This window comes from Flavobacterium cupreum (genome assembly GCF_003996965.1).
In the GTDB taxonomy this organism is placed as follows: domain Bacteria; phylum Bacteroidota; class Bacteroidia; order Flavobacteriales; family Flavobacteriaceae; genus Flavobacterium; species Flavobacterium cupreum.
Map to the genome: position 1 here is coordinate 71030 of NZ_QWDM01000007.1, position 13573 is coordinate 84602.

Annotated in this window: 12 protein-coding genes; 2 read left to right on the forward strand and 10 right to left on the reverse strand. The window is 36.7% G+C overall.

Annotation, left to right across the window (positions count from 1 at the left end; genetic code table 11):
- Positions 1 to 69: 69 nt before the first annotated feature.
- From D0817_RS12180 to truA, 3 genes are all read right to left on the reverse strand, one after another.
- Entirely contained in the window at positions 70 to 1641 is a 1572-nt protein-coding gene (locus tag D0817_RS12180) for a sensor histidine kinase (protein ID WP_127338649.1), read from the reverse strand.
- A 28-nt stretch (positions 1642 to 1669) separates the two neighbouring features.
- A complete protein-coding gene (locus D0817_RS12185; RefSeq protein WP_127338650.1) occupies positions 1670 to 3424 on the reverse strand; it encodes an ABC transporter ATP-binding protein in 1755 nt (584 codons plus the stop codon).
- A gap of 148 nt (positions 3425 to 3572) precedes the next feature.
- The gene (gene truA / locus D0817_RS12190; protein ID WP_127338651.1) at positions 3573 to 4313 is read right to left on the reverse strand and encodes a tRNA pseudouridine(38-40) synthase TruA; all 741 of its coding nucleotides are present in this window, start codon (positions 4311 to 4313) and stop codon (positions 3573 to 3575) included.
- A 307-nt stretch (positions 4314 to 4620) separates the two neighbouring features.
- Between truA and D0817_RS12195 the strand changes: the two genes are divergently transcribed.
- Positions 4621 to 5115 (forward strand): metallophosphoesterase family protein, encoded by a 495-nt coding sequence (locus D0817_RS12195; RefSeq protein WP_127338652.1) that lies wholly within the window; start codon positions 4621 to 4623, stop codon positions 5113 to 5115.
- Positions 5116 to 5118: 3 nt separating this feature from the next.
- Here the strand turns inward: D0817_RS12195 and D0817_RS12200 are convergent, their stop codons facing one another.
- From D0817_RS12200 to D0817_RS12210, 3 genes are all read right to left on the reverse strand, one after another.
- Positions 5119 to 6027: a sensor histidine kinase gene (locus D0817_RS12200; RefSeq protein ID WP_127338653.1), complete on the reverse strand. Its 909-nt coding sequence runs from the start codon at positions 6025 to 6027 to the stop codon at positions 5119 to 5121.
- 15 nt (positions 6028 to 6042) lie between these two features.
- On the reverse strand, positions 6043 to 6705 hold the full coding sequence (locus D0817_RS12205; RefSeq protein ID WP_127338654.1) for a response regulator: 663 nt from the start codon (positions 6703 to 6705) through the stop codon (positions 6043 to 6045).
- A 155-nt stretch (positions 6706 to 6860) separates the two neighbouring features.
- On the reverse strand, positions 6861 to 7274 hold the full coding sequence (locus tag D0817_RS12210) for a DUF4293 domain-containing protein (RefSeq protein ID WP_127338655.1): 414 nt from the start codon (positions 7272 to 7274) through the stop codon (positions 6861 to 6863).
- A gap of 182 nt (positions 7275 to 7456) precedes the next feature.
- On the opposite strand from D0817_RS12210, the gene rho reads away from it, so the two are divergent.
- Entirely contained in the window at positions 7457 to 9265 is a 1809-nt protein-coding gene (gene rho / locus D0817_RS12215; RefSeq protein ID WP_127338656.1) for a transcription termination factor Rho, read from the forward strand.
- Positions 9266 to 9994: 729 nt separating this feature from the next.
- Here the strand turns inward: rho and D0817_RS12220 are convergent.
- The 4 genes from D0817_RS12220 to D0817_RS12235 form a co-directional block, all read right to left on the reverse strand.
- The gene (locus tag D0817_RS12220) at positions 9995 to 11017 is read right to left on the reverse strand and encodes a M28 family peptidase (RefSeq protein WP_127338657.1); all 1023 of its coding nucleotides are present in this window, start codon (positions 11015 to 11017) and stop codon (positions 9995 to 9997) included.
- Between the two features lie 7 nt (positions 11018 to 11024).
- A complete protein-coding gene (locus tag D0817_RS12225) occupies positions 11025 to 11999 on the reverse strand; it encodes a DUF3667 domain-containing protein (protein ID WP_127338658.1) in 975 nt (324 codons plus the stop codon).
- Between the two features lie 177 nt (positions 12000 to 12176).
- A complete protein-coding gene (locus D0817_RS12230) occupies positions 12177 to 12950 on the reverse strand; it encodes a dienelactone hydrolase family protein (protein ID WP_127338659.1) in 774 nt (257 codons plus the stop codon).
- 119 nt (positions 12951 to 13069) lie between these two features.
- The gene (locus D0817_RS12235) at positions 13070 to 13522 is read right to left on the reverse strand and encodes an Lrp/AsnC family transcriptional regulator (RefSeq protein ID WP_127338660.1); all 453 of its coding nucleotides are present in this window, start codon (positions 13520 to 13522) and stop codon (positions 13070 to 13072) included.
- Between the last annotated feature and the right edge of the window lie 51 nt (positions 13523 to 13573).

Here is a 13573-nt window from a genome sequence, read left to right on the forward strand (position 1 = left end):
GTTAATTTTTGCTCGAAAATATTTGTAATCCGGTCAAAAAAAAAAGGAAAAGGAGTGAATGGCTTTTTTTTAGGAGTGAATGTCAATTAAAGGCAAAATACATACGAAATTGCCTTCTTTTTCTGTAGCCTGAAAATCAGTTTTACCATAATGGTTATAAATGCTCCTCAGGTAATTTAATCCAAATTTAGTACCCGGTTCTGAATTTTGTTTAGGCTGCAGGTTGTTAGAGATACTAACGTGATCAGCCTTAACAACGATTGTCGTCCGCAACGGAATTTCCGCTGTAGCCATATTATGTTTGATTGCATTTTCAATAACGATCTGAAAGGCCAGGTACGGAAGACTCCTGGTCAGAGCCGATTCATCCTCAATTTCAATAGAAAAAAGCAGCTCTTCCCTGAAACGGGTTTGTTGCAGGAAAATATATTTCTCTATAAATAACAATTCATTTTTAAGCAGCACAATATTTTTTTCTGGCGGATCTATCAGATAACGATAAATACGGGACAGGTTCAGTGTAAATTTCTGCGCTGTTTTTACATCGCTGTCAATTAACATATAAAGGGAGTTTAACGAATTGAATAAAAAATGCGGATTGATCTGTTCTATCAGTTGCTTTAACTGCATCAGCGCCTTTTCCTTGATGATTTTTTCGTTTTCTACCAGCAGTGTATTTTTTTCCTGAATAACTACTTCTTTTTCCTGATACGCTCTTCGGTTGGCATATGTAAACAGATAGAAAATCAGAAGAAGCATTATAGTCGTAATCGAATAAATTAAGGTGGTATATTTTTTTATGGTAGTAACGTTCTCCACTACAAAATCTTTCACAAAACTGACACAAATGTACCAGTGAGAACCTTTTAAGTTCACTCTTTTAGTAAACCGGATAACATCAAGTTTAAGGTACTCCGATAAAGTTACCCTTTTTACATAATCCTGGTTCTTGCTGAAAATAGTGTCTGAAGCCTTTAGTGAACTAATCTCGTAAACATTTTTTCCTATAAAGTCAGATTCAGGGTGAAAGATGCAGGTTCCTTTCTGATCAAATACAAAAGCATAATTGGGTGCAGTACCGTCAATTGTGGCAAAATAATCGTGCAATGCTTTTAAATTGATGTCATACCCATATCGTACAGTGGTATGATCTGGGGCAACTAATTTAAAATAAATTCTCCATATCCATTTTTTGCCCTGGGGAATAACAGTACTGATGTGCTGTGCCGTGGTATTTTGAGCCGCAAAATCGCGAATGCTGTTTTTTACGGCAGTAGAAATGGTATCATTACCAAAATGAATTTCACGGTCATCAATCTTAAACCAGTTATTAGTCAGTAAAGAACTTGTCATCTGAATTGAACTCAGTACTTCCAGATTGGCAGAAAGATTTTTGGAAGTACTAATCTTTACGACATTTTTAATCTGATTTTCCTGTTCCAGAAATTTTGAAAATTCCTGCGACATAAATTCCTGCTTCTTGATAAAATTTCGCTGCGCAACCTCTTCATTGGATTTTTCGGTAAGATCTGTAATTAAGCTGCTCAGGAAATACACCGAAATTACGGTAAGCAAAATAGAGATAGTTCCGTAAATCAGGAACGCTCTTCTGGAGGTGATATTGCTAAATCTGAATTTCAAAAAGAATAGTTAGTTTAAAAATGAAAAATTAATTCGCCACCGAAAATTGCGAATCGTAAAGGTTTTTATAATAACCGTCGGTTTTGTTCAGCAATTCCTGATGGGTTCCCTGCTCGACAATTAAACCTTTGTCCATTACTACAATTTTGTCTGCGTTTACAATGGTTGCAAGTCGGTGTGCAATAATAATCGAAGTTCTTCCTTTTGTAATCGTTTCAGTTGCACGCTGAATCAGTTCTTCCGAATAACTGTCAATAGACGAAGTGGCTTCATCCAAAATTAAAATACTCGGATTACTCACATAAGAACGTAAAAAAGCAATCAGCTGACGCTGACCCGAAGAAAGCATAACGCCGCGTTCCTTAACATCAAAATCATAATTGTCCGGCAGGCTCATAATGAAATCATGCACTCCGATTTTTTTCGCAGCATTCAAAACCTGTTCCTTTGTAATCTCGGGATTGTGCAGCGTAATATTGTTGTAAATCGTATCGGCAAACAGAAATACGTCCTGTAAAACTACAGCAATTTGTTTTCGCAGGGAAGCCAGCGTATAGTTCTCAATATTGTGACCGTCAATATAAATGGTTCCGCTGTTAATTTCGTAAAAGCGATTCAGTAAATTAATAATGGTCGATTTTCCAGCACCTGTAGATCCAACAATGGCTATCGTCTGGCCCGAAGCAACAGATAAATCAATTCCTTTTATCACTTCTTCTTCCGGGATGTAACTAAAACGGACTTCTTTAAATTCGATGCTGCCATCAAAAACAGGTGCTTCCAGCGTTCCGGTGTCCTGAATGTGATCCTGTGTGTCGATAATATCAAAGACACGATTGGCAGCAATCATGCCCAGCTGCATCTCGTTAAATTTATCTGCAATCTGGCGCAGCGGATTAAAAAGCATTCCGATGAACATCGTATAGGAAAACAAATCTCCAAAAGTGGTAAAATGATCCCCGTTCAGAATCCGGAATCCGCCATACACCACTACAAGTCCCAGGGTAATCGACGAAATAATATCGGCAATAGGGAAAAATATCGAGTTGTACAGGATCGTTTTTATCCAGGCGACTTTGTGTTTGTTGTTTATTTCCTTGAAGTTTTCGGCTTCAATTCGCTCGCGGTTAAAAAGCTGTACGATCTTCATTCCGGTAACGCGTTCCTGAACAAACGAATTCATGTTGGCGATCTGCGTACGAACTTCCTCAAAGGCAACCTGCATTTTACGCTGAAAAATTCTGGTAATGAAAACCAGGATTGGCATGGCAACGACCACAATCCAGGTTAGTTTCCAGTTCATGTAAAACATAAAAATCAGTACCACCAGCATTTTCATCAGGTCACTGATAATCATAAACAGTCCCTGGCTGAAAATTCGCGCAATCGATTCAATATCCGAAACCGACCGGGTGACCAATTGTCCCACCGGAACCAGATCAAAATATTTCATCCTGAAACTTAATATATGTTTGAAAAGTTTGGTACGGATGTCTTTTACAATATCCTGTCCGAGCCAGTTTGCCCAGTACACAAAATAAAACTGGGAGAAAACTTCCATCAGAAGGACAACGCCCATTAATATAATGTACATCAGCAAACCATGCTGGTCATGTGTTTTGATATAGCCGTCGACCGTTTGTTTTAATAAATAGGGGCGGAGTGCTGCAAAAACCGACAGTGAAACGGCAAAGATAATAACGCCGTAATAACGCCCTTTGTAAGGTTTGGTATATTTTAGGATTCGTTTGAATAAACGGGTATCAAATGCTTTTGCTTTCATTTACTTTTAAGGAGCTATTCCTGCTTTTCGTTACAAGTTTTTCTTAAAAATATGTTTTTGTATTATTTTTATAAAGCTTCCGCTGGTCGCTCCATAAAAATTACAAAAACTATATTTTTTTCAAAAAAGCTTTTCACTGCAATCAGGGCTAATTTGTGATATAATCATAAGATATATCGGTTAAATATAATCCGTGTGCCGGAACTGAAAACCCGGCTTTTTCTCTGCTTTTACTCGCAATAATCGTTTCAAAACCCGACAGTGAAATTTTGTGCAGGCCAATATTAATCAGCGTACCGACAATAGACCGGACCATATTCCTGAGAAATCGATTTGCCGAAATCGTAAAAACAAGCTTGTCATTTTCAATTGTCCAGTACGCCTCAAAAATCGTGCAGTCAAATGTATTGACATCCGTATTCACTTTCGAGAAACACTGAAAATCGGTATGATTCAGTAAGATTTTCGCGGCTTCATTCATCAAAACTACGTCTAATTTTTGACTAAAATACCAACTCAATTCCTCCAGAAATGGATTTTTAACAGTGTTGATGTGATATTCGTACGTTCTCTTCGTCGCATCAAACCGACAATGTGCATCATCATGAACCTTGATAAGATCAAAAACGGCAATGTCTTTGGGCAAATAGGAGTTGAGTTTGTGTACTAACATCGCAGTATCAACCGGAGCTTCAAAATCAAAATGAGCGTACATTTGCCTTGCATGAACACCCGTATCTGTTCGCCCGGCTCCCATGACATTTATGGAAGAATTTAACAAAACCGAAAGTGCCTTGTTTAAGGTCTCCTGAACAGAGGAGGCGTTAGGCTGAATTTGCCAGCCGTGATACTGCGTTCCGTTGTATGCGAATTGAATAAAATATCTCAAAGTAAAGGTTAATAGGTTTTGAGCGGCAAAGGTACAAAGATTTTTTTCTTTGGAGGTCCTAAGATTCTGAGGAGCTAAGGTGCTGAGTTTTTTTTGGGAAATATAAATGTTAAGAGTTGTAAAGTATAAAAGGTTTTTTTTGATTAATTTTTAATTTTAGTAATGCCATTTCTAATTGTAAAAAACTTTAAAAAAGCTATCACATCAGTACAGGATTCTTAGTATCTTAGCGACTTAGGGCCTCAGTACCTTCAAAGAAAAAACCTTAGCATCTTAGAAAATTAGCACCTCAGAACCTTAGAATAGAATGAAAAAAATCCTCCTTCTTTCCGATACGCACAGCCATATTGATGATATGATTTTAAAATACGTGGCACAGGCCGATGAAGTCTGGCATGCTGGTGACATTGGTGATCTGACTGTTACGGATACTATAAAAAAACTGAAACCTTTGCGCTGTGTTTATGGGAATATCGACGATGCAAAAGCCAGACTGGAATTCCCTTTGCACAACCGTTTTTTATGTGAAAATGTAGACGTCTGGATGACTCATATTGGAGGTTATCCGGGAAAATACAATCCAAATATCAGGGAAGAAATAGCGGCAAATCCACCTAAATTATTTATTTGCGGGCACTCCCATATCCTGAAAGTCATGTTTGATAAAAAGAATAATTTATTGCACATGAATCCCGGGGCAGCCGGTAAAAGCGGATTCCATCAGATGAGGACGATGTTGCGATTTGTAATTGATGATGATAAAATCAAAGATCTGGAAATCATCGAAATTGGTAAAAAATAACTTTTACGAAATCGGAATTTTTATTTTTACAGAAGTTCCGGTATTTTCATTTGCTTTGGAAATAATAGTCATACTTCCTTTTAATTTTTTAATTCGTGCCCTGATCCGGTTAAGGCCAAAACCTTCCGTTTCGTTTTGTTTTTCGGTGTTAAATCCCTTTCCATTATCCTGAATAATAAGGATGAACCAGTTTTCGTTTTCGCGTAATGAAATTTGCGCTTTTGACGCCCCGCTGTGTTTTATGATGTTGTTAAGGAGTTCAGATACGATAAAATAAATCTTCATTTCGAACTTTTCAGTATATCTTTTTTCGTCAGGAACTGAACTTAAAAACTGGAAGTGGATATTGTGATTTGTATTTTTCTCGCATAAATCTTCCAAAGCAAACAATAGTCCAAAACGAACCAGAAGGGCAGGTGTCAGTTCGTGCGACATATCGCGTAACCGATCGTGGGCTTCTTCTAAAATGGCCTTTGCTTTTGTGATTTCCTCAGACTGGATGTTATGTTGTGTGGCGAATGCATTGAGATGCAAGCCAACGGAAGAAAGTAAAGAATTGATATTGTCATGTAAGAAAGCAGCAATTTTTTTACGCTCATTTTCCTGACCGTCAATGCCGGAATTAATGATATTGAGCTGTATTTTTTGTTTAATATCTTTTTGTTTGTTTTTTCGTTTTAATTCACCGTTACGGTAATAAAAATAAGATAACATTACGAGCAGGATGACAAGAATAATAATCAGGCTTACGATCTTTTTATTGTCGGTTTTGATAAGCTGCAGCTGTTCTTTTTTTATGGCATTGATAGTGATTTCAGTCTTTTTTTCAGGCAGGATGTCCCTGATGTAAGCAGGACTTGTAGCTGTGACTGAAAAGAGAATCAAAATCAGTGTATTTCTTAAAACGGACATGTAAAAAAGGTGTAATTATGGATTTATCAAATTGTTTTTTAAAGCATATTTTACAATGCCGATCACATTTTTAAGTTTTAATTTTTTCATTATATTTTTTCGGTGTGTTTCTACGGTGTTCAGGCTTATAAAAAGTTTTTCGCTTATTTCTTTTCCGCTGTATTCAAGTGATATCAGGGTAATCACCTCCAGTTCTCTTTCACTCAGCAGTTGGTTTCCGGTAAAAGATTTTTTGTTTAATTTTGGATTGTTGTGCGTAAAGCTGGCAAAGATTGTTTCTCTTATATAATTGTCAAAATATTCTTCATCCCGGTGAACTGCTGTAATGGCTTCAATGATATTTTCGCCTGCGCTTTTTTTGGTAAGATAGCCTTTGGCGCCCAGTTTCATGACTTCTTTTACTATTTTTAAATCATCATAACTCGAAAGAATAATGACTTTGCAGGGAAATTTATTTTGACCGAATTCTTTCAGAACACTTATTCCATCTTTAAAAGGCATGCTGATGTCCAGTAATAAGATGTCAGCTGCACTGGACACTACATCTTTATAAACAGTCTCTCCGTTAAGGGAGAAACCCACCACTTCAAAGTCTGTGACAGTGCCTAATAAATTAGCAAGCCCTTCAATAAGTACCTGATGGTCGTCTGCTAAATGTATTCTGATTTTCTCCTTCATTACCCATTTCTGATAGTGGGGGCAAAATTATAAATAATAACTTACAAATAAAATACTTTTAACGCTAAATATTAGGTGGGATTAATTTTCAGCCACAAAAAAACCCGAATTATAAAATCCGGGTTTTTTCACACAAATAAATTAAGTTTATAGGTTTACCTCAAACGATCTACAGATTTTACAAGATCTTCGTCCTTCTTGATGGCCTTATTAGCTAAAACTAATAACACGATAGCAACAATCGGAAGAAACATCCCAATACCTTTCTCTGAAACAGTAACTGTCTCTCCAGATAAATTTAGTGATCGATATACAAATAATCCTAATAAAATTAAGTTTAATATTATATTCAGTCTGCCCATTACAAACTGGTTTTGTCTTTTCTTATAGGAAATAATACTGATAATGGTAAGCATTGTACTCAAACCCAACAAAATGGTGTAAACCTGATCCTGCATAAAATAAAATGCTTTTCCGTTGCTTAATGTCCAAAGCGGGATAAAAAACACCAATACCCCGGTAACGATAAAGGTAAGAATTAAATATATGGTCTGAATTCGTTGTATCATGGTCTGAAATTGTTTTACAAAAATATATTTTCTTTTTTATAAATACTATTGTATGATAAAATTTTATTCGTATTATTGCATCATAATACCGTAAGCACTTCATACTGCGGTCAATTCAAAACAATTATCTACCTATTCTTTTACAGTATTTCTGTTAAAATAATTAAATTCATAGAACATTCATGTTTGATATTTCTGCATTAAAAGAAATGAAGCTTTCTGAGCTTCAAGAAATAGCTAAGTTAGCTAAAACTATAAAGTTTAATGGCGTTAAAAAAGAGACTTTAATCAGTCAGATATTAGCACACCAGGAAGCGACTGTGGCACCGCCTGTTAATGCTGCAGCCAATGCGGAAATAGTGGATGACAAGCCCAAAAGAGCAAGGATTGTTCCTGTAAAAAAAGCCGCCATAAGTAAAAATGCCCCGGTTTTGGAATTTGATAAAGTGGATGAATCACCCGTGAAAGCTGAAATTCCGGTGGTTGAAGAAGAAGGCCCTAAAGCAACAGAAGCCCCGGAGAAAAAGACAGTTGAAAAAAAGGCGCCAAAAATCGTAAAATTTAATAAATCAGCTTACGAAAAAAAGGTCGCCCAGCAGAAAGAAAAAGAAACAGTAAAAGAAGTTGTCACTGACGAAACTCCTGAAACTATTGATACTCCGGCAGCAACAGCTGAAAAAGCAGAAACACCTGCTCCGGTAAAAAAAATAAACCCGAATCAGAATAAAAGCCAGAATTCAAATCCAAATCAGGTACCGGCAGCTCAAAACCCGAATCAGAATCCAAATCAAAACGGGAATGGAAACGGGAATAACGGCAATCAGAATCCAAATCATAAAAATAAAAAGAATAATTTCAGGGATTCAGACTTTGAGTTTGACGGAATTATAGAAAGTGAAGGCGTGCTTGAAATGATGCCTGACGGATACGGATTCTTACGTTCCTCAGATTATAATTATTTAGCCTCTCCGGATGATATTTATTTATCCACTTCACAAATCAGGTTATTTGGTTTAAAAACCGGAGACACCGTAAAAGGAGTGGTACGCCCTCCTAAAGAAGGCGAGAAATTTTTCCCTTTAGTTCGTGTACTTAAAATCAATGGCCACGATCCGCAAGTAGTTCGCGACAGAGTTTCTTTCGAACACTTAACCCCGGTTTTTCCTTCTGAAAAATTCAAACTGGCAGAAAAAGGCAGTTCCGTTTCAACCCGTATTATCGATTTATTTTCTCCAATTGGAAAAGGACAGCGTGGTATGATAGTAGCACAACCGAAAACCGGTAAAACAATGTTATTAAAAGACATTGCCAATGCAATTGCAGCCAATCACCCTGAAGTTTATCTTATCGTTCTTCTTATTGATGAGCGTCCTGAGGAGGTTACCGATATGCAGCGCAGTGTTCGCGGAGAAGTGATTGCTTCTACTTTCGACAGAGAGCCGCAGGAACACGTGAAAATTGCCAATATCGTTCTTGAAAAAGCAAAACGTCTGGTTGAATGCGGACATGATGTTGTGATTTTACTGGACTCCATTACACGTTTGGCAAGAGCTTATAATACAGTTCAGCCGGCATCCGGAAAAGTATTAAGTGGTGGTGTTGATGCTAATGCATTACAAAAACCAAAACGTTTCTTTGGAGCGGCGAGAAATGTAGAAAACGGAGGTTCACTAAGTATCATCGCAACTGCATTGACCGAAACAGGTTCTAAAATGGATGAAGTTATCTTTGAGGAATTTAAGGGAACCGGTAACATGGAGCTACAGCTGGATCGAAAAATCGCGAACAAACGTATCTTCCCGGCTATTGATTTAACGTCTTCAAGTACACGTCGCGATGACTTGTTATTAGACGAAAAAACACTGCAAAGAATGTGGATTATGCGTAAATACCTTTCCGATATGAACCCGGTAGAATCTATGGATTTTGTAAACGAACGTTTCAAGAAAACCAGAAATAATGAGGAGTTTTTGATTTCTATGAATGATTAAGGAGAAGGTGCTGAGGGACTAAGTGGCAAAGGTACAGAGGTTTTTTTTTAAGCTGCTAAGCTGCTGAGGTTCTGAGTTACTAAAGTTTTCTTTTTGGAATCTATACTATAAACAAAAGGATGAGTTTTTGAAAACTCATCCTTTTGTTTTTTGTAAACTTGTGTGTCGGGTAAACTATTTTTTTATTTTTTTGTGTTCTAAATTTCATTCGAATTCGGGGATCTTCACAATGTTTGTCAGACTGAGCGAAAGGAAAGGTTCTGAGGGACTAAGTTGCAAAGGGTTAAAGTTTTTTTAAAGCTGCTAAGCTGCCGCGGTCCTGAGTTGCTAAGGTTTTCTTTTTGGAATCTATACTATAAAAAAAGGGATGAGTTTTTGAAAACTCATCCCTTTTTGTTTTTTGTAAACTTGTGTGTCGGGTAAACTATTTTTTGTTTTTTTGTGTTCAAAATTTCATTCGAATTCCGGGATCTTCACAATATTTGTCAGACTGAGCGAAAGGAAAGGTGCTGAGGTACTAAGTTGCAAAGGGTTAAAGTTTTTTTAAAGCTGCTAAGCTGCTGAGATCCTGAGTTACTAAGGTTTTCTTTTTGGAATCTATACTATAAAAAAAGGGATGAGTTTTTAAACTCATCCCTTTTTGCTTTCTTTGCTTAGGACCTTAGCAACTTAGTATCTCAGTATCTAAAAAAAAACTCTGAACCTTTGCCCCTCTGAACCTTTGTACCTCTATTTAATAGGTTTATCAACTACCGGTCTGTTCTCTCTATTGGCTAAATCCCACGCGACAACAAATGCCAATTGTGCTCTTTTGGTTAAAGCATCGTATTCGATTTTTTGAGGTTCGTCACCTTTTCCGTGGTAATCTTCGTGAACTCCGTTGAAAAAGAAAACCGCCGGAATACCATGTTTTGCGAAGTTGTAGTGGTCAGAACGCTCATAAAAATGATTTGGATCTTTCGGGTCATTAAATTTAAAATCTAAGTCTACTTTTGTGTATTTTTCGTTTTGGCTCACCACTGTATTGTGTAATTCCGTAGACAAACGGTCCGCGCCAATTACATAAACATAATTATTGGATTTTGCATGTTCTACATCGCGTCTTCCGATCATGTCAATATTGATATCAGTGATGGTATTGGCAATTGGGAACAACGGGTTTTCAGAATAATAACGGGAACCGTGTAATCCGTGCTCTTCTCCGGTAACGTGAAGGAACAGTATTGAACGTTTTGGTCCGTGTCCGTCTTTTTTGGCTTTTGCGAACGCTTTTGCAATTTCCATAACTGCTACAGTCCCGGAACCATCATCATCAGCACCATTGTAAACTTCACCGTTTTTAATTCCAACGTGGTCATAATGCGCTGAAATTACCAGTACTTCATCCGGTTTTTCAGAACCTTCAATATACGCCCAGATATTTTCAGAATCAGGTAAGTTTTCGTTGCGTCTTGCATTCAGGAATGCTGCGGGAATTGGCTGATAGTAATCTTTTGCTCCTTTAGGAAACGAAATTCCATTCTTTTTGTATTGCTCGATCATATAAAGTCCGGCTTTTTTCTGTCCTTTTGAACCCGTTTCACGGCCTTCCATTTCATCTGAAGCAACAACGTATAACATTGTTTTTAAATCCTTTTCGGTGATGACTTTCATGTATTTGGTTGGATCTGAATTGTCCTTAGAGGCAGCCAGCTGCGCATTTTTACATGAAAATGCAGAAGTAATTAATAATAAAATTACAAGTTTTTTCATTTTTGGTTTAGTGTAAATTGATGAATGTGTAAAAAATATAAAATAATAGTAAAAATAAAATAAAAAGGGAGTTTATAAAGAACAAAAACACGCTTTTTATAAAAGAAACAATTCTCGTTTCCCCGTAAAAACGATGGTGGGCCGGATAAAAATAATAGCACATCCATAGCGTCCCTACAAATGTTATGATGTTAGATAGGAAGGTTAGCGGATTATCTTCCCCAAACAAACCAACTATCCTGTTAACGATAAACAGAATCAGAAAGATGAGAAGCAAAAACGAAAAATAGTGCAGTGTAAAAATCCCGTGATCAAAGTAATACCATTTCTTTTTACTGTGAAAAATCCACAAAAAGAAAGCAAAAAACGGCATGATGACAAACAATATTTTTGGGATATTATGAAAAAAGGATTCAATAAATTTTTCAATGATTTCCTTTTTAGTATTGTGTTCCGTGACATTCGTTACTTTTTCGTAAGCCCAGTACTGAAAATCGGAAAGCTTCTCGTCTTCCTTTCCGTATTTCTGAATCGAATCTATTTCTTTCATGGATTTGAAATCGAAAAACTTGCTGGAAATTTTCATTTCACTTCCTTTATTCGCCTGATTTATTATTTCAGCGGTATCCAGCTCTTTTTCGCTTTTATTGATATCTTCACTCACTTTGCCGGGGAATATAGCAATTAAAAGAAAAGTGATAAAACTGATAAAGATATACAAACGAACGGGTGCCAAATACGACAGCCTTTTTCCCGAAAGATATTCTTTGGTCAGTGTTGAAGGTTTAAAGAGCAGATTTTTGATCGTTTTCCAGAAAGCATTTTCGTAATGCGTTAAGTCTTCAAAAAAATGAATAAATAAATGGTGAAAGGTTTTTCGGCTGTCTGTATTCTCCTGTCCGCAATTCGGACAATATTTTTGCTCTACAACATGCCTGCAATTTAAACAGGTTTTATCTTTTCTAATCGGACTATGTGACATTGGTAATTTATGGTTAATTTGGTTTTTGGTTTGTTGTTTTTTTTGCCCACGGATTTAACGGATTTAAACGGGTTTGCACCGGTTTTTTTTCACTCCTGATTGCTACCATGATAAAAGAGTTTAATTAATTTTTTAGTAACTCTGTCAATCTGCTACATCTGCGGGCTGTTTCGAAGCTTATTTTTTCAGGACTTCATTCAGAAAAAGCTGCAAATGTTCAAAAGATCTTTTCGCTGCTTTTTCATTATAAGCCGCTCCTTTTGAATTATCGCTTCCGGCTTCGGGATTGGTAAAGGAATGCACAGAATTGGCGTAGTAAATCATTTGCCAGTCGGCTTTTGAGTCACGCATTTCCTGTTGGAAAGCCGTTATTTCTTCTTTTGAAACAAAAGGATCATCAGCACCGTGGCAAATCAAAACTTTAGTGGTAATTGGCTCAACAGCTCTTGTCGCATCTTTGCCCAGCCCTCCGTGAAAAGAAGCGATTCCTTTTATATTCAGATGCCCGCGTGCAGCTTCAAGAACTCCCGTTCCTCCGAAGCAATATCCGATCGCAACAATGTTATCGGCATTTGCACCGGATTTGATTAATTCCTGTAAAGCCAGATTGATTCTTTTTTGATAATCTGCAAAGTTGGTTTTAAAGTAACCGGCTTGTTTTCCCGCTTCAGCAGTATTTTTCGGATAGTTTCCTTCACCATAGATATCAGCGATGAAAACATGATAACCTAATTTTGATAAATTTTCTGCAATTCCTTTTGAGGCATTGTCAATCCCCAGCCAGGCTGGTAAAAGAAGGATACCGGGATTGTTTGTGCTTTTTTTGGCCGCTTTTATAAATAAGCCATTTAAGGCCTGATTTCCGTCAGTGTATTTTACTGTTTTCAATTGTGCGTTTATAGTGTTTGAAAATAATATTGTAGCGAAGAGGAGCAGGGTTGAGTTTTTCATAGTTTTACAATTTTTAACAAATATCAGAAATATTATGTTACAAAAAAATCTCAAAAGATATTTCTTGTGAGGTTTGCCAAACTTTGAATTGTTTAGTTAATTCTTTAATAATTAGCTGTTTATAAGCTTATGTTTCTTTTAAAAGCGCAACCGAGTTCTACCATGGAGTCTGTTTTGGCAATTCCGGGAATATTATCGATTTTTTCATATAATATTTTACGCATGTGTTCGTGGTTTTTTGCCGTGATTTTCAGGTACAGCGTAAACGATCCGGTTACAAAGTAGCATTCCGTAATCTCCGGAATTTCTTTTAGGGCCTCGATAATTCTTTCGGAATCAGAATCCTTATTCAGCGTAATTCCGGTGAAAGAAGCCCAGTCATAACCAATCTGTTTTTCATTCAGAATCGGTTTGATGCCGGTAATAATGCCCTGTTCAAACAAACGGTTAATACGCTGGTGCACCATCGTATTTGAAATTTTCAGATTAGTAGCAATCGTCGAAAAAGCGATTCTGCCGTCTTTTTCTAATTCTTTGATAATGTTTATGTCAAATTCATCTAAAATATCCATGCTGCTATTTTTTACAGGTTTAATAATGTAAAGATAGAAATAAGTCTGGTT

Bases quoted from the DNA above. Each gene is read 5' to 3' on its own strand.
- D0817_RS12185 (WP_127338650.1), bottom strand. From the start codon at position 3,424: ATGAAAGCAAAAGCATTTGATACCCGTTTATTCAAACGAATCCTAAAA.
- D0817_RS12195 (WP_127338652.1), top strand. From the start codon at position 4,621: ATGAAAAAAATCCTCCTTCTTTCCGATACGCACAGCCATATTGATGAT.
- D0817_RS12200 (WP_127338653.1), bottom strand. From the start codon at position 6,027: ATGTCCGTTTTAAGAAATACACTGATTTTGATTCTCTTTTCAGTCACA.
- D0817_RS12205 (WP_127338654.1), bottom strand. From the start codon at position 6,705: ATGAAGGAGAAAATCAGAATACATTTAGCAGACGACCATCAGGTACTT.
- D0817_RS12210 (WP_127338655.1), bottom strand. From the start codon at position 7,274: ATGATACAACGAATTCAGACCATATATTTAATTCTTACCTTTATCGTT.
- rho (WP_127338656.1), top strand. From the start codon at position 7,457: ATGTTTGATATTTCTGCATTAAAAGAAATGAAGCTTTCTGAGCTTCAA.
- D0817_RS12220 (WP_127338657.1), bottom strand. From the start codon at position 11,017: ATGAAAAAACTTGTAATTTTATTATTAATTACTTCTGCATTTTCATGT.
- D0817_RS12225 (WP_127338658.1), bottom strand. From the start codon at position 11,999: ATGTCACATAGTCCGATTAGAAAAGATAAAACCTGTTTAAATTGCAGG.
- D0817_RS12230 (WP_127338659.1), bottom strand. From the start codon at position 12,950: ATGAAAAACTCAACCCTGCTCCTCTTCGCTACAATATTATTTTCAAAC.
- D0817_RS12235 (WP_127338660.1), bottom strand. From the start codon at position 13,522: ATGGATATTTTAGATGAATTTGACATAAACATTATCAAAGAATTAGAA.